Consider the following 23,837-nt stretch of genomic DNA (forward strand, 5'->3'; position numbering starts at 1 on the left):
ACCGGTTTGGCGTCAGCCGCCGTGCACGATAATGATATAACCCACCAGCATCACGCCGCCGATGCCGCCCAACGCGCAGAGCGCAAACAGGCTGACAACCCCCAGTTTTTTGATATTCATCCGGTTATCCTTTTGTTACGTCCCGGCCGGTAAATGGTTACGTTCCGGTGATGATTAAGTTCCGGCGATTATAGAGCCTCCTGCACCGGATACAAGCCAACCGCATGATCCGTCAATATCAGGATGAATGTGACAACGTCACAATTATGGCTGCTGACGTTGCCGCCGGTCTGTGGGACAATACCGGCCAGATTGAACGACAGTGAGATGGCATGACCCTTACCCCCGCGTTAAAGCAGCAGATTGGCGACTGGTATAAAGCGCTGCAGCAGCAGATTCCCGATTTTGTCTCCCGTGCGCCACAGCGCCAGATGATCGCCGAAGTGGCGAAAGCGCTGGCGGGCGACTACCAACGTCATCTGGTGATTGAAGCGCCGACCGGCGTGGGTAAAACGCTTTCCTACCTGATTCCCGGCATTGCCGTCGGGCGAGCGGAGCTGAAAACGCTGGTGATCAGCACCGCCAACGTGGCGTTGCAGGATCAGATTTTTAATAAGGATTTGCCGCTGCTGCGTCAGTTTATTCCTGAACTGAAATTCACCGCGGCGTTTGGTCGCGGGCGGTACGTGTGCCCGCGCAATCTGGCGGCGATGGCGACCGATGCGTCGGCGCAGGGCGATCTGATGCTGTTTATGGATGACCACTTGCCGTCCAGCCGCGAGGAACAAACCACCAGCGCCCGGTTGCAACAGGCGCTGCAAAGCTATGCCTGGGACGGCTTGCGCGACCATTGTCAGGAATCGATCGGCGACGCGCTGTGGCAACGCATCAGTACCGACAAGGCCAACTGTCTGGGGCGCAACTGCCATTATTACCGCGAATGCCCGTTCTTTCTCGCCCGCCGGGAAATCGAAGACGCCGATGTGGTGGTGACCAACCACGCGCTGGTCATGGCGGCGATGGAAAGCGACTCGGTGCTGCCGCAGGCGAAAAACATGCTGCTGGTGCTGGACGAAGGCCATCACGTGCCGGATGTGGCGCGCGACGCGCTGGAGATGTCCGGCGAGGTGACGGTCAGCGCGGTGCAGCACCAGATGGATCAGCTGATTCAGCAGGTGGGGCTCTGCCTGGCGCAGTTTCCGCCTAAATCGCCGCCGCGGCTGATGCAGCCCGACAGGCTGGGCGATCACTGCGGCGAGATACGGGAGCAGTTGCAACTGTTCGAACGGCTGAGCAGCCTGTTTCTGCCGCCGGCCCAGCCGGACGCCGATTACCGTTTCCCGATGGGGGAATTGCCGGAAGAGATGCGCGAGTGCTGCAATCGGCTGTTTAAGCTTGCCGACAGCCTGCGCGGGCTGGCGGAATACCTGCTCAACGACCTGGCGGAAAAAACCGGCAAGCATGATGTGGTCAAGCTGCATCAGGCGATGCTGCGCATCAGCCGTCTGAGTGGTTACTGGGAAGCGCAGGGCAAGTTATGGCGGCTGGCGGCGCTGGAGAAATCCTCTAACGCGCCGGTGTCGAAATGGCTGCTGCGGGAACGGCGCGACAATCAACTGCATCTGTATTTTCACTGCGCCGGTATCCGCGTGTGCGACCAACTGGACCGGTTGCTGTGGCGCAATCTGTCGCATGTGGTGGTCACCTCGGCGACGCTGCGCTCGCTCAACAGTTTTTCCCGCCTGAAAGAGCTGTCCGGTTTGGACGAGGAAGAGGGCGATACCTTCATCGCGCTGGATTCGCCGTTCAATCACCGCGAGCAGGGAAAACTGGTGATCCCGCGCATGCGCCATGAACCGCTGATCGCGCACGAAGCTGAACATCTCGCCGAGATGGCGCGATTTTTCCGTGCCGAACTGCGGCGGGAAGTTCACAAGGGCATGTTGATGCTGTTCGCCAGCCAGCGGGCGATGCAGCAATTTCTCACCGAGGTGCCCGACCTGCGGCTGATGCTGCTGGTGCAGGGCGATCAGCCGCGCTACCGGCTGGTGGAACTGCATCGCCAGCGGGTGCAACAGGGCCAGACCAGCGTGTTGATCGGCCTGCAATCCTTTGCCGAAGGGCTGGATCTCAAAGGCGAACTGCTGTCGCAGGTGCATATCCACAAGATTGCTTTTCCGCCGGTGGACAGCCCGGTGATCCTCACCGAAGGCGAGTGGCTGAAAAGCCTCAAGCGTCACCCGTTTGTGGTGCAGAGCTTGCCGAGCGCCTCATTCAGCCTGATTCAGCAGGTTGGTCGATTGATTCGTAGTCATGACTGTTTCGGTGAAATCGTCATCTACGACCGCCGCTTACTGACCAAAGGCTACGGCGCTCAACTACTGGCCGCCTTGCCGGTGTTTCCCATCGAACAGCGCGCCATGCCGGATGATAAGTAGCCTGCTGTTATTCATGTATTTTTTCTGACAAACGGCCGTCAAATCCCTATCATATCGCCGCCACGGCCTGTTGGCCGTGGCGTGACAGACTGTGCGCCGCCTGTCGCGTCGCGGCCAGCGGTGCTTGTACAAGACAGTCTGACGTTTGATGATTCGATAAGGATGTGTGATGAATAAAAAGATCATGGCGCTTGGCGCACTGCTATTTCTGGCACAGGCTTCGGCCGCGCCGGTCAGTATTGAAGTGCTTGACGCCACCATTAAAGATAAAAAAATCGCCGATGCCGATGTGTTGCTGCAACGTGACGGCGCACAGACGGCGGTAGGGCGTACCAATACCCAGGGACAGGCGCAGTTGTCGCCGGCGTTTACCGCCGATGAGAATGCCTTGCTGATTATCAAAAAACCGGGGTTTTCCAACCTGGTGGTCAAGTGCCCGTGCGACGGCCTGACCTACGCCATCAGCCCGGTGATGAAAAATCTGGACGGGATGCGCATCGTGCTGACCTGGGGCGCTAACCCAGCCGACCTCGATTCGCATCTGGTCTATGGCAACAGCCATATTTACTTCGAACATAAAAATGGGCCGGACGCCAATCTGGATGTGGATGACATCGACAGCTACGGCCCGGAAACCATCACCATCGAGAAAAAGCGTTTTGGCGAAAGCTACCTGTATGCGGTACACGACTACACGCATATTCATCAGCCGGATCAGGCCGCGCTCTCGAACAGTCAGGCGAAAGTGTTTGTCTACGTCGGGCAATCGCTGGTCAGAACCTATAGTGTGCCGCGCAATCAGGTCGGCAACCTGTGGACGGTGTTCCGCCTGAACCCGAACGGTGATTTTGAGGATATCAACACCATCAAACAAACCGGCTATCAGGACCCCAATAACGTTGCTGCCGGGGTGAGCGGCCAACTGTCCGGCCGGGCCGCGACCGGTGCGGTCAACGTCAATCAGGCGGCGGCGAAAGCGCTGAACCGTCAGGGAGAAGAGGCCTATCGTCGCGGCGATCTGGAAAGCGCGATTGCGTTTTACCAGCAGGCGATCGAGCAGGATGGGGTGTTCAGCCAGGCGTACAGTAATCTGGGGCTGGCCTACCAGAAACTGGATCGCATCGCGGAAGCCATCTGGGCAAACCGTAAAGCGATCGCGCTGGCGGATGGGGCGAACGCGGCAACGGTGCGCGCCAGCTCCTACTATAACATCGCCCGAATCTATGAAGCGGCCGGGCAACTGGACGACGCCCTGCGCCATTATCAACTGGCTAAAGCGCAGAAAGACAGCGCCAGCTACGACCAGGCCATCAGCCGCATCAAAAGCAAGCTGTAACGGCTGACCGCGTTTTCTTGCCGCTCCGACTCCGGGGCGGCAACGGCGATTTCACGCTTCCCCTGTGACAAATTCATGCTATGTTTCCAAATAGTTGTCCTGCCATGACGGGCGTCATCGGCTCGCCCGGTCTATGGGACACCGTCTAACCGTCGCCTTACCAATGAGAGCACATCATGGATTACACCCGAATCATTAAAGAGGTTGGCCGCGGCAAAAATCATGCGCGCGATCTGGATCAGGACACGGCTTATCAGCTGTATGGTCAGATACTGAATGATCAGGTGCCTGAGCTGGAGCTGGGCGGGCTGCTGATCGCCTTTCGCATCAAGGGTGAGTCCGAAGCCGAAATGCGCGGTTTCTATCAGGCGATGAGCGAACAGACGTTGCGTCTGTCCGCGCCGGCCGGCGGTCCGATACCGGTGGTTATCCCCAGCTATAACGGCGCCCGCAAACAGGCCAACCTGACGCCATTGCTGGCGTTGCTGCTGCACCGGCTGGGGCTGCCGGTGGTGGTGCACGGCGTGAGCAACGACCCGACCCGTGTCACCAGCGAGGCGATTTTTCGTGAACTGGGCATCGCGCCGGTGAACGACGCGCAGGCAGCACAGCAGCGCCTCGATCGGGGCGAGCCGGTATTTATGCCGGTGTCGCTGCTGTGCCCCGCCATAGAGCGTCAGTTGGATCTACGCTGGCGTATGGGCGTACGCAACAGCGCCCATACGCTGGCCAAACTGGCTACGCCGTTTGATGAGTCGGCGGCGCTGCGGCTGGCAAGCGTGTCGCATCCGGAGTACGTCGGCCGGGTCGGCACGTTCTTTCAGGACATTAACGGCCGCGCGTTGTTGATGCACGGCACCGAAGGCGAGGTCTACGCTAACCCGCAGCGCTGCCCGGAAATTCATTTTATCCGTGAACAACAGCGGGACATCCTGCAATGGCGGCAGGATATCGTGGCAGACAGCGCGGCGTTGCCTTCGGCGAAGGATGCTGCCACCACCGCCCGCTGGACGGAGGCCTGTCTGGCGGGCGAGCAGCCGATACCACAGGCGATTCGCCTGCAACTGGCGTGCTGTCTGGTCGGCAGCGGCGAGGCGGCCTCGATGGAGCAGGCGGTCTCGACGATACGAAAACGACTGGGTTGATCGTAACGATTAACGATATACCCAAAATAATTCGGGTTGCCGGAAAGCCAACGCGCCTGCGACTCGAAGTAGGACGGATATAAGAAAGGAACAACCACATGCAACAGGCTAAGGCGTATTTTGACGCCCTGAACCGCGATTATCTGGCGGTGCATCAAACCAAAGAGGATCTTTTCTGGCAGCGTTATATGGGAACCGGCGACGAAACCGTTTCCGCCCGTTTCGCTGAAGCGGAAAGCGCCTGGAAACGTTTTATCTCGCAGTCATCTCGTCTGGCCGAACTGCGGCAACACCTCGCCGCCGTTGAGGCCGCCCCCGCCGGCGAGGCGCGTGACGCGCTGCTGCACGGCTTGCGCGGCTGGTACCGCTTTTTTGACTGCAATGTGATTGAAGATCCGCAGGCTCAGGCGCTGATGGATGAGCTAATCGCCGCCGAAAACGATCTGTTTTCCCGCCGTAAAACCCATCAACCCACCCACCTCAATGAGCAGGGCGAGCGGGTTTCCGCTTCGCTGGGCGAGCTGCTGACCAATCAGGCCACCAATGATAACGAGGAGTGCCGCCGCAGTTCGCAGCAGGCGCTGCGTGACCTGGAACAGTGGCTGGTCAATCACGGATTCCCGGCGCTGGTCAGCCTGCGTAACCGTTTTGCGCGCCAGATGGGCTATCGCAACTACTTTGATTACAAGGTGAACAAAACCGAGCGGATGACGCCGGAACAGCTGTTCGCCATTCTGGACCGTTTTGAAGCGCAAACGCGTGACGCCAACCTGCGCAGCCTGCGTCAACTGGCGGCGGAAAAAGGCGAAGCGGCGTTGCAGCCGTGGAATGTGCGTTACGCCAGCACCGGCGATGTTACCCGCCAGTTGGATCCTTATTTCCCGTTCGCCGCGTCGCTGTCCCGCTGGGTCAACAGCTTCAAGCGCCTGCATATCGGTTTTAGCAGCGCACAGATGCAACTCGACCTGCTGGTGCGCAAAGGCAAATATGAAAACGGCTTCATGCACCAGCCGGTGCCGCCGTTTGTCGATCAGGGCCAGTGGTTGCCCGCGCGCATCAACTTTACCAGTCTGGCGCAGCCGGATCAGGTCGGCAGCGGCTCCAACGGCATCAACACGCTGTTCCATGAGGGCGGCCATGCGGCGCATTTCGCCAATATCCGCCAGAATGCGCCCTGTTTCGCCCAGGAGTTTCCGCCGACCTCGATGGCTTACGCCGAAACTCAGTCGATGTTTTGCGATAGCTTGCTGCAGGATGCCGACTGGCTAAAACGCTATGCGCATAACGCACAGGGCGAACCGATCCCCGATGCGCTGATTCAGGCCGATATCCGTGCTCGTCAGCCGATGCGTGCCTTCAACGAACGCCATATTCTGCTGGTGCCGTATTTTGAATGGCAACTGTACTGCATGGATGACGCGGAACGTACCCCCGAGGCGATTTTGCAACTGGCGCGCGATACCGAATTGCGCATTCTCGGCATCAACGGCAGCCCGCGTCCGACCATGGCGATTCCGCATCTGCTGTCGATGGAGTCGGCCTGTTCGTATCAGGGCTATCTGCTGGCGATGATGGCGGTGGAGCAAACGCGGCATTTCTTCCAACAGCGCGACGGCTACCTGACCGATAACCCGGCGATCGGACCGGATCTGATGCGCCATTACTGGCAGCCCGGCAACAGCCTGACCCATGATGAAACGTTGCGCAGCCTGACCGGCGAAGGGTTCAATCCGGATTATCTGGCCCGTGAATGCAACCTGACGGTGGAGGAGGCGTGGCGGCAGGCGCAGGCGACTATCGACGCCGCCGTGGCGCGCCCGCAACCGGCGGCGGATTTCGACCTTAACGCCCGTATCCGGGTGGTGGACGGCGATGCGGTGCTGGCGGACAACCAGGACGGCGACGACGCCATGTGTCAGGCGTTCGCTCGCGTAATTGAAGACGCTTACCCGACTCACGCCTGAGCGAGTAATCGTCAGGCAAGACCGTCTCCCCCGGCAGCGTAAGCCGCGGGAGACGGTGATTCAGGCCGGTTATTACGCCGACCTTGCCGGTCAGGGCTCCAGCCAGCCGGCAACGTCTTTGGCGGCGGCATGGCTGTCAGGGTGACAGAGTACGGTAATCACGTCTCCGATGTTTTTGGACAGGTTAGATAGCAACATCAGGCACATCAGTCGGTTGAGGGATTTATCGTTCCATGATTTCGCCAGCGTCAGCAGCGACTCAGCCAACTTCTGGTGATCTTTGGCTTTGAAGTTAATCAGTTCGGCACACTTCTTTATCCCATCGTAAGCGGTAAACAGCACCCCGAAAGGCGTGACGGAAAAGGCGGATTTCATGGCGCCGATATCGATGTCGTGAATGGCCGTTTTGAGCCCGTCTTTTACCGTTTCGTTAGTGATTTGCAATGGCGTAATGATTTCCAGCATATCGTACAGGCGAGACTGTTTTTCCATGTAGCCGGAGAAGCTGCTCAAGGCCATCCAGGGCGCCAGCACCATGCCGCCGGATGTCAACGGACTCACTGTCCCGATGACGGCGCCAAGCCCTTTTGAGGCGACGTAGGCCGACCCTTTTTCCAGTGCAAGCTTGATATAGTCGCCGGTTTTGTCTTTTGACAGATCTGTCACCGGCAAACTTTCCAGCGCCAGTATCGAACGGGCGGCCACAAATGCAGGCAGCAATACGGGTTTGTCGCTGGAGATCAATTGCAGAGCCTTTTCGTATGGGTCTGGCGCCTGGACACTGCTTGTGGTCACGGCAGGCGTCGCAAAGAGAATGGATGATAATTCACGCGCGGAGGGGGTGGCGGCTTTCAGATAAGCATCAAAGTGGTCATACAGTTTCCTGTATGTGTCTATCGGCTGTGAGGCGAACAGATAACTGCCTGCCCTTGATAGCTTTTGTCCCAAGGCTTCACATTGTGTCGCCTGAGGTTTCGTACCCACTCTGACCTCATTCAGCAGGTTGATATGTACATCCAGCGCAAACCAGGCTTCGGGCGCCAGAATGCTGATGCATTCCGCGATGGTGACATCCTGACGCATCTCCTCCAGCGCGTTGATGCCGTGCGAAATGTCATTTAAATCCAGTGAATTATAGAATTTGTTACCCAGTGATTGGGCGCCTTTGTCCTGCCATTTATTACAGAAATACTCGAAGATATCCATCATATAACCTTTTAGTCGTGGGCCTGGGTCAAGCGTAATTTCGCGCCTCGCCGCCCGCTCGGTTATATCAAGGTCATTTCCAGCGTAAACCGGCCGCCGGGCAACTCTCCATACTCATTTTGTATCGCTAAACCGGTACGGCTCTCTCGCGCCGGGAGCCGCCCGTGCCTATACTGGTCTGGCGATATCCGCAATGAAAGTGCCTGTTATTAAAAAAGTTTCACCGAACTGTCATCTGCGCCGATTAGGCTGATGCGGTTTCCTATCCTTGACGATAATTCGTGACAATAAAAAGGACATATCATGCGCTATTCTTACGTGTTTATGGCGGTGGCTTGCTCACTGGCGACAGTCCAGGCGCAGGCCGCTTCCCAAAGCGATTCCCAACTGCCGCAAGTCAGCCTGCTGCAAACCACCACCGAGGCCAGCAACAGCGCCCCGGTCATCGAAATGCAGCAGCAGGTGCAGCAATATCTGCAAAAAGCCTTGCTGGGAACCGCGCCGAAGCTGACCCGCGCGGTGCTGGACAAAGCGCCGGATCAGGGAGAACCGCAGGGCGACATGAAATGGCTGAAAGCGACCGGTTACGTTTTCAACCCGAAAGATCAACAGCAGGCCAGCGTGAAACTGCTGGAAGGGTTCAGAACCCTGCCGGCGCCGGTGTTGCAGAAAAACCTGGCGACGGTTGAGCGCATCAATCTGGAATCGACCCTGCCGTTGCGCCAGAAAGCGCTGATTGATGCGGAAAATACCCGCTACCTGTACGCGCTGGCGGAGGCGCTGGGGCCGAAGCTGGGCAAGGCGTTTCTGGATGTGTACCAGAAAGGCGAAATAGGTAAGGCCGCGGCGTTGATCAAAGCCACCAACGTCAGCACGTCGGCGGCGAAAAACGCCTTTAACTACCCGCGTCCGTTCAAACAGCCGGGCAACAACATCCATCTGGTGCCGGATACCGCGGTCGTGGCGGATAACGCCCGTTACACGGCGTCGGGCGGTTCGTTCCCCAGCGGCCATACCAACGGCGGGTATAACGATGCGCTGCTGCTGGCGCAGATGCTGCCGGAGCGCTTTGTCCCGCTGATTGACCGCGCCGCCAGCTATGGCTATTCCCGTCTGGTGCTGGGGGTGCATTATCCGCTGGACGTGATCGGCGGTCGCATGGCGGCCGAGCGCAGCGTGGCGCATTTCCTGAACGATCCGAAATACCGCGTGCTGTTCAATGATGCCAAAACCCAGCTGCGTGCCGCGCTGGAAAAAGCCTGCGGCACCACGCTGGCCGAGTGCGCCAAACCGCAGGGTAAAAACGACCCGTATACCGACCCGGCGATGAAATCGTTTTACCGCTACACCATGACCTACAACCTGCCGTCGGCGAAGGTGAAAGCTCAGCCGGTCAAGGTGCCGGAAGGGGCGGAAGTGCTGCTGGAAGGACCGCTGCCGCAGCTGAGCGCCGCCCAGCGCCGTGCATTGATGGTGAAGACGGCGATTGCCGACGGCTATCCGCTGTCTGCCGGCGGGGTGGACGCCAATTTCTGGCAACGCCTGAACCTGCATGACGCGGTGGAAGCGGCGAAGACTGTAACCAAATAATCGTTTTCGCAATAAAAGACACCTTTATCCGCTCTCCGCCGGGCCTGATGAACAGCCAATGTCATATCGACATTGGCTGTTTTTTTTCGCGTCATCCTCTGTTTTCACGTTCTGGTCATGCTCATGGCTGTATCGGCTCTACCCGCCGCAGGCTGGCCGTAACGTCACATTTTGTATCGTTAAACCGGTGCGGGTTTCTCGCGCAGGGGGGGCGTTTAATTCTACGCTGGTTGGGTGATATTTGAGCGCTTGCGGGGCAGGCTCATTCACCGTTCACCATCACCTGTGTCGTTTCCTGTTAGCAGAAAAATGAGGGGGTAGCATGCGGTATCCTGTTGTTTTCATGTCGCCTGTTGTTTTCATATCAATAGTTTTCATGTCGGTGGTCTGCACGCTGGCGGTATGGCAAGCGCAAGCCGCTGAGGGGGATGACACTCGGCAGCAAATGATTTTTCTGCAAACGACGACCGAAGCCAGCGACAGTAAGCCGGTGGTCGCCATGCAGCAAAAGGTGCAGCGCTATCTGCAAAAAGCGTTGCAGGGAAACGCGCCGCTGCTAACCCGCACGGTGATGGATAATGCGCCCTATCTGAGCGAGCCCTGGGATGATTTAAGGTGGCTGAAAGCCGCCAACTATCGTTTTAACTCCACCGCTCAGCAGCAGGACAGCATCACGTTGTTATTAGGGTTCAGAGCGCTGCCGGCGGATGTCTTGCAGGAGAATATGGCTATCGTGGAGCGTATTAATCAGGATGCGTCGCCCGCGCTGCGGCAAAAGGCGCTGATTGATGCGGAAAATACCCGCTACCTGTACGCGCTGGCGGAGGCGCTGGGGCCGAAGCTGGGCGAGGCGTTTCTGGATGTGTACCAGCAAGGCGAAATAGGTAAGGCCGCGGTGTTGATCAAAGCCTCCAACGTCAGCACGTCGGCGGCCAAAAACGCCTTTAACTACCCGCGCCCGTTCAGGCAGCCCGGCAACCATATCCATCTGGTGCCGGATACCGCGGTAGTGATGGATAAGCAGCCTTACACGGCTTCTGATGGCGCCTTCCCCAGCGGGCATACCAGCGGCGGGTTTAATACCGCGTTGCTGATGGGGCAGATGCTGCCGGAACGCTTCGTCCCGCTGATTGACCGCGCCGCCACCTACGGTTATTCCCGTCTGGTGCTGGGGGTGCATTATCCGCTGGACGTGGTCGGCGGACGTATGATGGCCGAGCGCAACGTGGCGTATATTCTGAACGACCCGGAATACCGTGTGCTGTTCAACGACGCTAAAACCCAGTTGCGCGCCGCGCTGGAAAAAGCCTGCGGCACGACGCTGGCCGAGTGCGCCAAACCACAGGGTAAAAACGACCCCTACACCGACCCGGCGATGAAATCGTTTTACCGCTACACCATGACCTACAACCTGCCGGTGGCGGAAGTGATCGCCCAGCCGATCACGGTGCCCGAAGGGGCGGAAGCGCTACTGGAAGGGCCGTTGCCGCAGCTGAGCGCCGCTCAGCGCCGTGCGCTGATGGCGAAAACCGCCATTGACGACGGCTACCCGCTGTCTTCAGGCGGGGAGGACGCCAATTTCTGGCAGCGCCTGAACCTGCATGATGCGGTGGAAGCGGCGGAGCAATCGGTGAAGCAATAGCGATTCAGTGAGGTAATAGCGATTCAGTGAGGCAATAGCTATTCAGTGAAGCAATAACGGTTGCCGGCATCCGCAAGATAAACAGAAGGGCTTCCCGTGAAGCCCTTCTGTAACGGATGTCCGGCGATTAAACCGGGTCCGTCGGGTTTTGGTCAGCGCTTGATGCTGACGTTATCGAAGCTGACCTTGCCGTTGCTGTTATTGCGCGATGACAGTGCCAGCCCGATATACAGCGTATCGTTCATGTTGGGATTGATGCGCTTGTTGAGTGTGGTCCAGGTCAGCCCGTCGTCGGAAACCTCCGAGGTAAAGGTGTTGCCGTCGCGGGTTAACCGTAGCCAGGTGGGCTGGCTGCCGTTTTCAGATTTGGCGAAAACGCCTCTGCTGCCGGTAGCGGTACCGTCTTTACTACGCCATTGCGACATCGCGCCGGACGAGGCGGTATACCCCGTCAGCATATAGGCGCTGCTGTCGGAAAGGGTGTTGCGTATCATCAGGCCGGCTTTGGCGTAAGGATCGCTATAGCGCAGATCGATCAGCCGCGCCGTAATGCTGCCGTCGCCTTTCAGGGTTTGATAGACGAAGTTGAAGGCGTCGGCGGCGCCCCACATATCGCCGGTGTGCGCTTCCAGCGCAATCACATCCTGATCTTCGGTGGCGGTGCCGGGCGTATCGGTTTTGCCGATGTCCTGCCGTTTCCATGCCTCGCTGAGTGGAGACGCCGGCGGCGTCGTCACGCTGACCACGTTGGAATAAACGGAATCGCCAGCCTGATTGTAGGCTTTCACCCGGAAAGCGTAGGTGGTGTTGGGAGCCAGCGTGCCTACATCCACCGAGGTGGCGTCCGGCCCCAGCGATTCGGCGCTGGTGTAGGCGCCGCCCGCCTCATAGGCACGGGGCGTGGTGTCGTAAGCGCCGTCGCCAAAGGTACCCGCATAGGAATATTCGACGATAAAGCCGCGCTCGTTATCCGAACAGTCGTTCCAGTCCAGTTGAACCACCGAACTGGAGATCGCGCCGGCGGTCAGGCTGTCCGGCGAGGCCGGCGGCTTATCTTCACCGATGTAGGGATCCAGCGATATCCCTGTGCGCAGGATTTTGGCGCTGACGCGATGGCGCGTCGCGGCCAGCCGGTTGTTCACGTCGGCGAGCGTCAGCGGCGTAATGCTGACGTCGTAATCCACCGGGCCTTCGCGCTGGGTCAGGGTGGCGGTGCCGTCCAGATAGAAAATTTCGTTAAGCCACAGGCTGGGCATGATTTCGCCGTTACCGGCCGGAGCCCCGACGGTAAAGGGAACCATCGGGTTGCCGGTGCTGGTCTGGATACCGGCGTTCCACACGGCGGAGCGGCCGGGCGCGCCGTCAAGGGGATAGTCCGGCGCGTAGCGATCGGTCAGCGCGACCTTTTTGATAAAGCCCTGCGTCGTCGTCACCAGCGGCGCATTTTCCGCCAGCAGGGTGCCGCCGCGGTTGAAATAGTTCAGTTCCCAGTGCATCAGAAAGTATCCCTGACCGGTCAGGGTCAGATGCTCGCCGGCGTGCAATAGCAGGTACTTCCCTTCCTTTGAGCCTTTAATGGGTTCGACGTATTTATTCGCCTCGCCATCGTTGTTGCCGACCAGCGTGACGCCGGTCGCCGCCGGTCGCTGATACAGGCCGTTGATCTTTGGGTAGGACAGATCCTGATCGCCCTTATCGAACGCCGCATGCTCGGCCGCCGCGACGGAGCCGGCACAGCGTTGCGTGTCGACGGCGGCAGCTTTACCGGCGAACCCGTATGCGCCGAACAGCAATCCGCCAAGCAGGGCGCTGAATCGACGTCGGGGCAGGCGATGACGGAGAGTTTCCATAAGTGTATCCTGGTGAATTTATAACTTATTGATTTTAAGTGATATTGATAAACGCCAGACCATGCGCCCGGGCAGCGTATAGTAATTGGCGGAAAATGCCAAACTCATCATTGGCGTTATCAGAATTTTCCGGCGGCAGGCAGAGACGGGGTGATGGCGGTTGACGATGTTTTTTCCCGCTCGGCCAGCAAATCGACAAAGGCGCGTACCTTGGCCGGGCGAAAACGCGAAGCGGGGAAGACCGCATGGATGCCCCCGCCGGGCAACTGCCAGTCGGGCAACACCTGTATCACATGACCACGTGCCAGATCCTCCGCCACTGCGAAATCCGGCAATACGGACAGCCCGGCGCCTTGCCGTACGGCTTCGCGCACGGCGAAGGTGGCGCTAAAAAACAGATCGGCCTTGACTGTGACCGGACAACTGTCGGCACCGGGGCGGGAGAAGACCCAGTGTAATGGGTCGCGCAAGGCGGTATTAGCGATAAACGGCAGTGCGGTGATGGCCGCAGGCGATGTCAGGTGGGCGATGCGTTCCCGCCACGCCGCCGGCGCCACTAGCCATTGCCGGAAGGTGACTATTTGCCGGGCCTGCACATGAAGTTCGGTCAGCCAGCCAACCCGGATAGCCAGTTCGATATTGTCCGATAACAAATCCAGCGGTTGATCGCTCAGCTTCATGTCCACCTTGCAGCGCGGGTACTGGCGAGTGAAATCCGCCAGCGCCGGGACAACCACGCTGATGCCGTAATCAAGCGGCGCGGTCAACCGTAACAACCCGGACGGCTCTGACGCGGCTTCGGCCAGCTCGGCAAAGGCATCCCCCGCTTCATGCAGAATCAGCGCACAGCGTTGGTAGAAGCGGTATCCTGCCTCGGTGGGTTGTACATGGCGCGTGGTTCGAATCAGCAGGGCGGTATTGAACTCGCGTTCAAGACGGGCGATCTGCTGGCTGACGACGGCCTTGGTGATGCCAAGCCGTTCAGCGGCCGCGGTGAATGAACCGGTTTCGACGACGGCGGCGAAATAGGCCATGCGCCGCAGGTGGGGAACATCACCCGGTCCGGTATCGCTGCGATTGTTTGCTTTTAGCATACGCTCTATGAGGTTTATCGGTATTTTTACGCCAATGGGTTTTGCTTATCATAAGCGACATTCTGCAAAACAATGGAGTCGGTGATGAGTAAAATCCTGCATTATGTTTTTGATCCCCTGTGCGGATGGTGTTACGGCGCCTCCCCAACCGTCGCCGCGCTGGCCGATCACCCGGCGTTTCGTTTGGAACTGTCGCCGAGCGGGCTGTTCGCCGATGAGGGTGCGCGGCCGACGAATGATGAGTTTGCCGCTTATGCCTGGAGTAATGACCAGCGTATCGCCCGGTTAACCGGTCAGCCTTTTTCCGAGCGTTATCGCCAGCAGGTGTTGGGCGACCGTCAGCAGGCGTTTGACAGCGGCGCGGCGACGCTGGCGCTGACCGCGGTTGCGTTGACCGAGCCGTCGCGGGAAGTCGCGGCGCTCAAGGCGATTCAGCAGGCGCGTTATGTAGACGCCCGGGATGTAACGCGCCGCGAAAGCCTGGCGGTGTTGCTGAGTGAGGCGGGAATGACGCTGGCGGCGGCGCGGTTGTCGCAACCCGACGCGGCTTTGCTGGCAGCCACTCAGGCGCGCATCAGGCAAACGCGGGGGGTGATGTCGGCGTTGGGGGTTCACGGTGTGCCGACGTTTATCATTGAGGAAGGCGGGCGGCACCAACTCGTCCGCAGTGACGCCGTTTATTCCGATCCGCAGGCGTTTATCAAACAGTTGCTGTCGGCGTGATGGTATAGCCATACCGCCAGCAGCGTCCGCGGCCTTTGCGGCGGCGGGCGACGATACATGAACGAGGAAACGTGAGATGCAGACCAATTTGGATATTATCCGTGCCACCTATGAAGGCACATCCGAAGAGAATGGCAAGCAGTTGTTATCGGTACTGGCGCCGGACGCGGTCTGGATTGAGGCGGCAGGCTTCCCTTATGCCGGTACTTATGTCGGTCCGCGGCAGATTGTCGATGGCGTGTTTTATCGGCTGGCGACCGAATGGGAAGGGTATCGGGCGCAGGTCCACACCTATCTGGCGGATGGCGATCGGGTGGCGGCCTTTGGCGTCTATTCAGGGACGTACCGTGCGACGGGCAAGGCGATGACGGCGACGTTCGCCCATCTTTATCAACTGCGCGCAGGGCAGATTATCCGCATGGAGCAGTATGTGGACAGCGCGATGGTGTGTCAGGCGATGGAAACAGTCTGAGCGGCGGCGTTAAATCCGGGGTGCGGTTTAACCTGAATATCCAGCCCCTGACGCGCAGTGGTATCGGTATATATCGGTATAGCGCGCGGTATTGGTATTGATGCATGTTGCCAATCAGGCCGCCAGCGGCGGCCTGATTGCGCTATCAGGAAACGTGTTGCAGAAACTCGCGCAGACGATCGCTGGGCGGATTCGAAATCAACGCATCCGGATGGCCGTCTTCGGCAATACGGCCTTTGTCGATGAAGATCAGGCGGGAGGCCACTTTCTGGGCAAAACCCACCTCGTGGGTCACGATGACCATGGTCATGCCTTCTTCGGCCAGATCTTTCATCACGTTCAGCACTTCGTGGCGCAGCTCGGGGTCCAGCGCCGAGGTCGGCTCGTCAAACAGCATCAGCTTAGGTTTGACCGCCAGCGCACGGGCGATCGCCACACGCTGCTGCTGCCCGCCGGACAGTTCGGACGGGTAGTGATGCGCGCGTTCCGCCAGACCCACTTTGCCCAACAGCTCGCGGGCCAGTTTCTCCGCGTCGGCCTTGCTGGCGCCGCGTACCCGAATCGGGCCGAAGGCGACGTTTTCCAGCGCGGTCAGGTGCGGGAACAGGTAGAACTGCTGGAATACCATGCCGGCTTCCTGACGAATCAGGCGCTCGTCCACTTTCGGGTCGTTGACGGTCAGACCGTCCACCACCAGCTCGCCGCTGCTGATCTCTTCCAGCTTGTTGATGCAGCGCAGCAGGGTGGATTTCCCGGAGCCGGACGGCCCGATAATCACCACCACTTCACCCTGATTGATGTTCAGGTTGATGTCGTGCAGTACCTGAGTCTGACCGTAGTGTTTCGATACGTTTTTGAATTCAATCATATAATCTTCAGTCTTCTTTCCAGCCAGCGCATTCCAATGGTAAGAACCAGTGTAATTACCAGGTAGATAATCGCCGTGGCAGTCAGTATTTCCAACGCGCGGAAATTACCCGCAATGATTTCCTGCGCCTGACGCGTTAACTCAGAGACACCAATCACGATACACAATGAGGTGTCTTTAATACTGATGATCCACTGGTTACCCAGCGGGGGCAACATACGGCGCAATGCCAGCGGCGTAATCACATGGCGCAACGTGGCGCGGTGCGATAACCCCAGCGCCAGGCCGGCTTCGGTAAAGCCTTTATGGATAGACAGCACCGCACCGCGCGTAATTTCGGCGATGTAGGCGCCCGAGTTAATCATGATAGTGATTACGGCTGCGGTAACAGGGTCGATACGAACCGATGTCAATACCATGGGGAGGGCGAAGTAGATGTACATTATCTGTATCACCATGGGGGTGCCACGGATCACTTCGATAAAGACCAACGCGATGCGATTGGATAGCCACCCGCCATAGACGCGGGCAAATCCCGCAACGACGCCAATAACCAGGCCGCCCAATAGACCCAGCACGGAAATCAGCAGAGTCATTTGGGCCCCTTCCAGCAACTGAGGGATAGACGGCCAAATGACACTCCAGTCAAACTGCATGAACATTCTCCAGCAATGATAACGCCATAATAGCCAGGTGCCGCCCGGTTTTGCCGGCGGCACCGCAAAAGCTATTCAACCTGTCAGGTGTCCCACCCGTTATTTCGGGTCGGTACCGAACCATTTTTTGTAGATGGTGGCGTAGGTGCCGTTGTCGCGCAGGGTTTTCAGCGCGCCGTTTACCTTGTTACGCAGCTCGTCGCTGCCTTTCGGGAAGGCGACGCCGTACTGCTGTGCCTTGATCGACTCGCCTACGGTTTTGAACTTGCCGTTGCCGGCGGTTTTGATGAAGTACAGGATGTTCGGCGTGTCATGCAGCACCGCGTCGGCACGGTTGGTGCCCAGTTCCAGATAGGCGTTGTCGATGTTCGGGAACTGGCGCAGTTCCTTGGTTTTGATGTTGGCTTTAGCGTAATCGACCGAACCGGTGCCGCTCTTCACCGCCACCACTTTGCCGGCCAGATCCTGCTCGCCTTTGATGTCCTGATTGTCGGCGCGCACCATCACCAGCAGGCCGCTGTTGTAGTAACCGTCCGAGAAATCGATTGCGCGTTTACGCTCTTCGGTAATAGTGATGCCGGCCAGCGCCAGGTCCACGTTGCGGGTCTGCAGCGCCGGGATGATGCCGCTGAAATCCATCGGCTTCAGGGTGTAATTCAGATTCAGTTGCTTGGCGATGGCATCCCACAGGTCGACGTCAAAACCGACGTACTTGTCGCCTTGCTTGAATTCAAACGGCACGAACGCGGTGTCGGTCGCCACGATCAGTGGTTTCTCCGCCGCCTGACCGGACAGGCTAAAGGCCAGCGCAAGTGCGGCCAGTGAAGCTTTAAATAACGATTTCATCAAAACGTCCTTCCTCTCGTTGGTTATATATTCCGCTGTCTTACCGCACCTTACGGATTTGCTGCGTCAGCCCCGGCATGCAGGCATGGGGCCGATGGCCCGGCATCGGTCTGGTCACCCGCCGTACTGCCATTCAGAGGGCGGTGGAGAAAACAGGGGGAGTCGTTGCCAAAACAGGACGGGTAGACCCGCTAATTATTATGGGCATCCATCAGAAACGCCTATGGAATGCGCTGCTATGAATAACTGAATTGTGCAGGGGACACAACCGTTGATTACGTTCCGGGGACAATATTGCTAACAAGCGCTAACTTTTTGTACGTTTTGCGCCGTGCATTCGAACGATCTGCGTAGTGATGCAAAAAAAATGCATATTATTTCAGGTTGCCTAACAGGGAGAAAAGCGTGGGAAATGGCACGGATAAAACAGCAAGAGAGGGATGAACCGGTGGAAATGGGCGGGTAAATCCGGCGGCTGGGCCGCCGGTCATCATTGATGAATTATTCGATGTTGGCTTCGATGAACCACAGGTACTGATCCAGATCGCGGGAAGCGGCGGTGAGCATGTCCGCGGTATCCTCGTCCTGCGCCTGACTGATGGCTTTGCGGACGGTGTTTGCCACGACGGCGTAACGATCCGCCAGGGCTTTCAGGTGGTCCTGCACGCTGTGGATATTGAGCGGGTAGCTCTTCAGCGCGGTTTTCTCGTGGACGACCTGAGTGGTGCCGGTCGCTACGCCGCCCAACTGCACCACGCGCTCGGCGAAGGTGTCCAGGTGGGTAATCAGCGAGGTGCGGAAGGTATCCAGCATCTCGTGTACGGCGATGAAGTTCGCCCCGCGCATGTTCCAGTGCGCCTGCTTGGTGATCAGCGACAGATCGGTAAAGTCCACGACCAGCTGATTGAGCAGGGCGATGGTCGAGGCTTTAACGTTATCGTCCAGATCGTTACGGGTGAAAATAAGATCAGCGGAAGCTGTTTTTACCAGTTTAGCTGTACGCATAGTATTATCCTCTTTATTTCCGTTATTACTGATAATGATTCCGGCTATCAACGAAACGAATTATAGCAGCCGACATGAGTGGAAGATGCTCAGTTCGGTCTATTACAGGAATAGACTCAGACATCTAAGGGCATCGCCTTGCCGGCACGTTATTTATCATTCGAATCAGCCGGTAAAATAGTCGAAAAGGATGGGTTAGATATTGATATAAATTACAATAGGTTGCGTTGATTTTTGACGGAAGAAAATCGCTGGCATTTCACCTTTAGTGCTATTTTAATATGCAATTCTTTTCAGAATGTGTCTGATGAAAATTAAGTCAGTCGGCGGGATAGTCACATGAAATGATATTTCCCGGCCGGACTGGCCGGGAAAACGGTTATTTTCAGGCGGAACGGTGATGACGCCGTTTATTTATTCAGGACAAGGTGGATCTCAGGACGACGCCGATGCAGCGTTCTTTTTCGCGCTGAGCGTGGTGCCCAGCGAGGCGATAATGATAAACGCCAGCGCCAGCCACTGGGTGAGTGACAGATGCTCGTTCAGAAAGATAATGCCGGATATGGCCGCCACGGCGGGCTCCAGGCTCATCAGGGTGCTGAAGGTGCGCGTCGGCAACCGGGTCAGCGCCAGCATCTCCAGCGTATACGGCAAGGCGGTGGAGAGCACCGCCACCGCAATGCCGATTGGCAGAATACTGAGGGAAAACAGGCTGTTGGTATCGGAAAACAACAGACCTATCGGGCAATATACCAGCGCGGCGATCAGCGACCCCATCGCCACGGTACCGGCGCCGTGGCTGGCGCCCGCCTTCTGACCAAACAGAATATAGCCCGCCCAGCAGGCGCCGGCGCCAACGGCGAAGGCGGCGCCGGTCAGATCCACATTGTCAATATGCTGCCCGAGCGGCAGCAGTAGCCACAGCCCGGCGGCGGCCAGCAATACCCACATGAAGTCCAGCAGACGGCGAGAAGCCATAATCGCCACCGCCAGCGGCCCGGTGAACTCCAGTGCCACCACGATCCCCAACGGTACGGTGCGCAGCGCCAGATAAAACAGATAGTTCATGCCGCCCAGCGTGATGCCGTAGACCAGCAACGGCAATCGATCCGAACCGAAATGCAGCCGCCAGGGCTTGAACACCACCAGCAGGATCAGCGCGCCTATCGCCAGACGCAGCGCCGTCATGCCGGACGCGCCGATCAGCGGGAAGACCATCTTGGCCATCGCCGCGCCGGTCTGGATAGACAGCATGGCGATGATGATCAGTAATACCGGCAGTAATACAGAGTTTTTTAATGTGGAAATCAAGGTCATTGCGGGGCCTTAAAATTCGATGTGCAACCAGAAAAAAGCAGGCAATAAATGAACAAATTATTCCAGGTTAGTTTACTCTTATTGACCTTAATTTACTCTCCATTTGAAAATCTTTTTTTTGATATAAATTCAGTTTGAAAATTAATCAAAAAATTAAGAAAACTCTGTATCGAAGCGGGGCGGCTCATTTATTTTTTCATACCACTTTGAACTTTATTTATTGTTTTAAATCAATGGTATGAATTGAAAATGAAATGAATTGTTACATGTTTGACCTAATTGAAAAATAATAACCAGGCGGCATGTGCCCTAATTTTTTGTTATATTTGCCTCGCTTAAATCTTCTTTCGTAAGATAATTCGAGGCATATTATGAAAAAAATCGCGTGTCTTTCCGCTCTGGCTTGTGTTCTGGCCGTAAGCGCAGGTACTGCAGTGGCTGGCGAAAGCACTGTATCTCTTGGTTATGCTCAGGGCGACGCTCAGGGCGTGCAGAACAAACTGCCGGGTTTCAACCTGAAATACCGTTACGAATTCGATAACAGCCAGCTGGGCGTAGTAGGGTCTTTCACCTACCTGCAAGACAGCCAGACTGTTGCCGGTACTTACAACAAAGCGCAGTACTACGGCTTCAGCGCAGGTCCGTCCTTCCGTTTCAACGACTGGGCGAGCATCTACGGCCTGGTTGGCGTGAGCGCGGCTAAATTCACCGCCAACAACACCGACGGTTCTTCCAACAACAGCTCCAGCGATGCGGGCTTTGTATACGGCGCCGGTCTGCAGTTCAACCCGGTTCAGAACGTAGCCTTTGATGTTGGTTACGAGCAGAGCCGTGTTCGCAGCGTTGACGTAGGCAGCTGGAACGTAGGCGTAGGCTACCGTTTCTAATCGCGCCATGCGTTGCACGCACTGCGTGAAACGATGTGTGCTGAAAAATCCGCCCGACAGGGCGGATTTTTTTATGGCTGCGGCAAGCCCGCCAGCAATTTTTTGAGCAGCAGGTTGAGCTGTTGCTGTTCGTCTTCATTCAATGACGCCAGCGCTTGCCGCTCATTGTCAGTATGCAGCGCCACCAGCGTATCCATCAGTTCCCGCCCTTGTTCCGTTAGCGTCACCAGCGTTCCGCGCCGATCCTGCGGGTTGTTTTGACGCGCCACCCACTGCGCTTGTTCCAGCCTGTCGATACGGTTGGTCATGCCGCCTGACGACATCATCAGCGCTTCGTACAACTGCGTGGGCGTCAGCGCATAGGGCGCGCCGCTGCGCCGCAACGTCGCCAGCACGTCAAATTCACCGGGACGCAGACCGAAACGGGCAAACAGCGGGTTGAGATGATCCCGTTCGAGCCGCTGGGTGGCTTCAAACAGCCGCCCCAGCACCTGCATCGGGAACGGGTCAATATCCGGCCTTTCTCGCCGCCATTGTTCATAAGCGTTATCTGCACGATCTGTCATAAGTGTAATTTATCTTGACGTTAAGATTCTTTTTGTGAAGATATTCTACGGAAAATATACGTCGTTGTTCAAGCATCAAGGGGTCATAAGGAGCGTTATGTCACACGCAATTCGTGCAGGATCACTGTTTTTTGTCGTCATTACCGTCATGTTGCTGGGGCTGAATCTCCGGCCGGTGCTGGCAGGCGTCGGGCCGTTGCTGTCGCGGATTCAGGCGGCGACCGGCATGGGGGATACGCAGGCTGGCCTGCTGACTACGTTGCCGGTATTCGCGATGGGTATCTGCGCCCTGTATGGCGGTTGGCTACAGGCCAGACTGGGAGAATACCGCGGCATCGGCATCGGCATTGTCGGGATTGCGGTCGCCTGCCTGCTGCGTTGCTGGCTGACCAGCACCGCCGGGTTGTTGCTGACCGCTGCGCTGGCCGGTATCGGCATCGCGTTGATTCAGGCGTTGATGCCGTCGTTTTTGCGGCGCAGTTTCAGTCGGCAAAGCAGCCGGCTTATGGGGTTGTACACGACCGCCATCATGGGCGGCGCAGCGCTGGCGGCGGCCAGCATTTCGCCGCTGGCGGACATCATGGACTGGGACGGCGCGCTGGCGATATGGGGCGGGTTGGCGACGCTGGCGACGCTGGCCTGGTTGATTACGGTGTCGCTGAGTCCGATGCCGGATACCGCGTCGCGTTCGGGTTCAGCGCCCGCGTCGTCGCAGAACCGGGCCTGGGCGCTGATGATCTTTTTCGGCATCGGCACCGCCGCGTATACCCTGGTGCTGGCCTGGCTGCCGCCGTACTACACCCAGCTTGGCTGGAGCCCCGCTCGTAGCGGGTTGCTGCTGGGCGGGCTGACGCTGACCGAAGTGGTGGCCGGGCTGCTGGTTTCGTTGCTGATCAACCGCTTCCCGGACCGGCGTTATCTGCTGCTGCCGGTATTGGTATTGTTGCTGCTGGGAATGGCCGGGCTGTTGCTGGCGCCGCAGACGCTGGTGTTGCCGATCATGATTGCGCTGGGGTTGGGGATTGGCGCGCTGTTTCCGCTGTCGCTGATTATCGCGCTGGATCAGGTGGACGACCCGCGTCAGGCGGGGGCGCTGATGGGGTTTGTGCAAGGCGGCGGTTATCTGATCGCCAGCCTGATGCCGCTGCTGGCGGGTTTCATCCGGCAGTACACCAGCGCTCTGGAGCAGGCCTGGCTTATCATGGCGGCGGGGGTCGTGGTGCTGATCCTGATGGCGCTGCGTTTCGCGCCGCGCCATCAGGTTCCAGCGTCGTCCTAACGGCGTGAAAACGCCAACTGCGGCGTCAGGAACAGGTTGCGGAAGTATTCCCGAACCGCCTGCATCGCCGGGGTAAATTCGGCGTCGCGGGACCAGGCTAGCCCGACGCTCATCGGATGCACCCGGTCTTTCAGCGATCGGGTTTCGATACGCCGCCCCTCAAGCGACCAGGGGCGGTACACCAGATCGGACAGGATCGCCACTCCCAGTCCGTTCGCCACCATGCTGCGCACCGCCTCCACGGAACTGGTGCGCAGCATCACCTTCGGGCGATGTCCGCTCAATTCCCAATAGCGCATGGCGCTGTGATCCGCTTCATCCACCGTCAACATGATAAAGGGCTCGTCGGCGACATCCGCCAGACTCACCTCCGGTTTGTCGCACAATGGGTGACGGCTGGGCAGCCATAGCCGTCGCTCCGAATTAAACAGGGGCTCGGCGGTGATTTCCGGATGGGTAATGTTGGCGGTCAGCACCAGCGATAAATCCAGAGAACGATCCAGCAACCCCGTTTCGATATCCTGCCGCTCGCGTTCGTTGAGATGGATAGTGACGTGGGGAAAGCCGTATGACAGTCGCTGTAGATGAAACGGCAGAAAATACCCCATCACCGTATAGCTGGCGGCCATGTTAAGCGAACCGGCGATGCGATTGTCGGTCAGCGGAATATGCATGGCGTCATCCACGCTGCGCAGCACGGCGTAGGCGTGGTTAAGGAAGTAACTGCCGTTTTCGGTCAGCGTCATGCCATGCACCGAGCGCAGGAACAACGGTTTTCCCAGCAGATTTTCCAACTCCTGAATCGCGGTGGTGACCGCCGACTGCGAGATATTGAGGTGAATCGCCGCCTGGGATATCTGGCCCATCTCCGCGGTGGCGATGAAGTAGCGGATTTGACGCAATGTAACCATGACATACCCCTTGTCGGTGAGCGTTCTGTTTTTCAGATAGCG

The 23,837-nt window shown here is 57.9% G+C and carries 21 protein-coding genes; 10 read left to right on the top strand and 11 right to left on the bottom strand.

Annotation, left to right across the window (positions count from 1 at the left end):
* Positions 1-12 precede the first annotated feature (12 nt).
* On the bottom strand, positions 13-120 hold the full coding sequence (locus CVE23_RS23055; RefSeq protein ID WP_012770198.1) for a membrane protein: 108 nt from the start codon (positions 118-120) through the stop codon (positions 13-15).
* A 212-nt stretch (positions 121-332) separates the two neighbouring features.
* On the opposite strand from CVE23_RS23055, the gene dinG reads away from it, so the two are divergent.
* The 4 genes from dinG (at position 333) to CVE23_RS09255 (ending at position 6,883) form a co-directional block, all read left to right on the top strand.
* Positions 333-2,438, top strand: coding sequence for an ATP-dependent DNA helicase DinG (gene dinG, locus CVE23_RS09240; protein WP_100849379.1), 2,106 nt, complete (start codon positions 333-335; stop codon positions 2,436-2,438).
* Between the two features lie 169 nt (positions 2,439-2,607).
* Positions 2,608-3,774, top strand: a complete 1,167-nt coding sequence (locus CVE23_RS09245; protein WP_038918736.1) for a YfaP family protein — start codon at positions 2,608-2,610, stop codon at positions 3,772-3,774.
* Positions 3,775-3,950: 176 nt separating this feature from the next.
* The gene (ybiB, locus tag CVE23_RS09250) at positions 3,951-4,919 is read left to right on the top strand and encodes a DNA-binding protein YbiB (RefSeq protein ID WP_038918737.1); all 969 of its coding nucleotides are present in this window, start codon (positions 3,951-3,953) and stop codon (positions 4,917-4,919) included.
* 98 nt (positions 4,920-5,017) lie between these two features.
* The gene (locus CVE23_RS09255) at positions 5,018-6,883 is read left to right on the top strand and encodes a M3 family metallopeptidase (protein WP_100849380.1); all 1,866 of its coding nucleotides are present in this window, start codon (positions 5,018-5,020) and stop codon (positions 6,881-6,883) included.
* 90 nt (positions 6,884-6,973) lie between these two features.
* Here CVE23_RS09255 and CVE23_RS09260 read toward each other — a convergent pair whose 3' ends face one another.
* Positions 6,974-8,092 carry a hypothetical protein gene (locus CVE23_RS09260; protein ID WP_145958415.1) on the bottom strand — a complete coding sequence of 373 codons (1,119 nt, stop codon included), beginning with the start codon at positions 8,090-8,092 and terminating at the stop codon, positions 6,974-6,976.
* A gap of 300 nt (positions 8,093-8,392) precedes the next feature.
* Between CVE23_RS09260 and CVE23_RS09265 the strand changes: the two genes are divergently transcribed.
* Complete coding sequence (locus CVE23_RS09265; RefSeq protein WP_100849382.1) at positions 8,393-9,679, top strand: acid phosphatase; 1,287 nt, start codon at positions 8,393-8,395, stop codon at positions 9,677-9,679.
* A gap of 376 nt (positions 9,680-10,055) precedes the next feature.
* Positions 10,056-11,321 carry an acid phosphatase gene (locus CVE23_RS09270; RefSeq protein ID WP_225622661.1) on the top strand — a complete coding sequence of 422 codons (1,266 nt, stop codon included), beginning with the start codon at positions 10,056-10,058 and terminating at the stop codon, positions 11,319-11,321.
* A gap of 152 nt (positions 11,322-11,473) precedes the next feature.
* Here the strand turns inward: CVE23_RS09270 and CVE23_RS09275 are convergent, their stop codons facing one another.
* Together CVE23_RS09275 and CVE23_RS09280 are read right to left on the bottom strand one after the other, a co-directional pair.
* The gene (locus tag CVE23_RS09275) at positions 11,474-13,171 is read right to left on the bottom strand and encodes a fibronectin type III domain-containing protein (protein WP_049854341.1); all 1,698 of its coding nucleotides are present in this window, start codon (positions 13,169-13,171) and stop codon (positions 11,474-11,476) included.
* Between the two features lie 119 nt (positions 13,172-13,290).
* Positions 13,291-14,265, bottom strand: a complete 975-nt coding sequence (locus tag CVE23_RS09280; RefSeq protein ID WP_100849384.1) for a LysR family transcriptional regulator — start codon at positions 14,263-14,265, stop codon at positions 13,291-13,293.
* 84 nt (positions 14,266-14,349) lie between these two features.
* Here CVE23_RS09280 and CVE23_RS09285 point away from each other — a divergent pair, with 84 nt between their 5' ends.
* Both CVE23_RS09285 and CVE23_RS09290 read left to right on the top strand, forming a co-directional pair.
* The gene (locus CVE23_RS09285) at positions 14,350-14,988 is read left to right on the top strand and encodes a DsbA family protein (RefSeq protein WP_100849385.1); all 639 of its coding nucleotides are present in this window, start codon (positions 14,350-14,352) and stop codon (positions 14,986-14,988) included.
* 76 nt (positions 14,989-15,064) lie between these two features.
* On the top strand, positions 15,065-15,460 hold the full coding sequence (locus CVE23_RS09290; protein ID WP_049854344.1) for a nuclear transport factor 2 family protein: 396 nt from the start codon (positions 15,065-15,067) through the stop codon (positions 15,458-15,460).
* A gap of 145 nt (positions 15,461-15,605) precedes the next feature.
* On the opposite strand, the gene glnQ is transcribed toward CVE23_RS09290, so the two are convergent.
* The 5 genes from glnQ to rhtA form a co-directional block, all read right to left on the bottom strand.
* Entirely contained in the window at positions 15,606-16,328 is a 723-nt protein-coding gene (gene glnQ / locus CVE23_RS09295; protein WP_033568280.1) for a glutamine ABC transporter ATP-binding protein GlnQ, read from the bottom strand.
* Positions 16,325-16,984, bottom strand: coding sequence for a glutamine ABC transporter permease GlnP (glnP, locus tag CVE23_RS09300; RefSeq protein WP_038918746.1), 660 nt, complete (start codon positions 16,982-16,984; stop codon positions 16,325-16,327). Before glnP ends, glnQ begins: the two co-directional genes overlap by 4 nt.
* Positions 16,985-17,083: 99 nt before the next feature.
* Positions 17,084-17,830 carry a glutamine ABC transporter substrate-binding protein GlnH gene (gene glnH, locus CVE23_RS09305; protein ID WP_100849386.1) on the bottom strand — a complete coding sequence of 249 codons (747 nt, stop codon included), beginning with the start codon at positions 17,828-17,830 and terminating at the stop codon, positions 17,084-17,086.
* A gap of 501 nt (positions 17,831-18,331) precedes the next feature.
* A complete protein-coding gene (gene dps / locus CVE23_RS09310) occupies positions 18,332-18,835 on the bottom strand; it encodes a DNA starvation/stationary phase protection protein Dps (protein WP_038918748.1) in 504 nt (167 codons plus the stop codon).
* A gap of 435 nt (positions 18,836-19,270) precedes the next feature.
* Complete coding sequence (rhtA, locus tag CVE23_RS09315; protein ID WP_038918749.1) at positions 19,271-20,152, bottom strand: threonine/homoserine exporter RhtA; 882 nt, start codon at positions 20,150-20,152, stop codon at positions 19,271-19,273.
* A 371-nt stretch (positions 20,153-20,523) separates the two neighbouring features.
* Between rhtA and ompX the strand changes: the two genes are divergently transcribed.
* Positions 20,524-21,039, top strand: coding sequence for an outer membrane protein OmpX (gene ompX, locus CVE23_RS09320; RefSeq protein WP_038918750.1), 516 nt, complete (start codon positions 20,524-20,526; stop codon positions 21,037-21,039).
* A 71-nt stretch (positions 21,040-21,110) separates the two neighbouring features.
* On the opposite strand, the gene CVE23_RS09325 is transcribed toward ompX, so the two are convergent.
* Entirely contained in the window at positions 21,111-21,605 is a 495-nt protein-coding gene (locus tag CVE23_RS09325; protein ID WP_100849387.1) for a MarR family winged helix-turn-helix transcriptional regulator, read from the bottom strand.
* Positions 21,606-21,702: 97 nt separating this feature from the next.
* On the opposite strand from CVE23_RS09325, the gene CVE23_RS09330 reads away from it, so the two are divergent.
* Complete coding sequence (locus tag CVE23_RS09330) at positions 21,703-22,884, top strand: MFS transporter (RefSeq protein WP_100849388.1); 1,182 nt, start codon at positions 21,703-21,705, stop codon at positions 22,882-22,884.
* Here CVE23_RS09330 and CVE23_RS09335 read toward each other — a convergent pair.
* Entirely contained in the window at positions 22,881-23,795 is a 915-nt protein-coding gene (locus tag CVE23_RS09335) for a LysR family transcriptional regulator (protein WP_038659674.1), read from the bottom strand. The two genes, CVE23_RS09330 and CVE23_RS09335, sit on opposite strands and share 4 nt — an antisense overlap.
* Positions 23,796-23,837 lie beyond the last annotated feature (42 nt).

Origin of the sequence: Dickeya fangzhongdai (assembly GCF_002812485.1) — a bacterium.
GTDB classification, from domain to species: Bacteria; Pseudomonadota; Gammaproteobacteria; order Enterobacterales; family Enterobacteriaceae; genus Dickeya; species Dickeya fangzhongdai.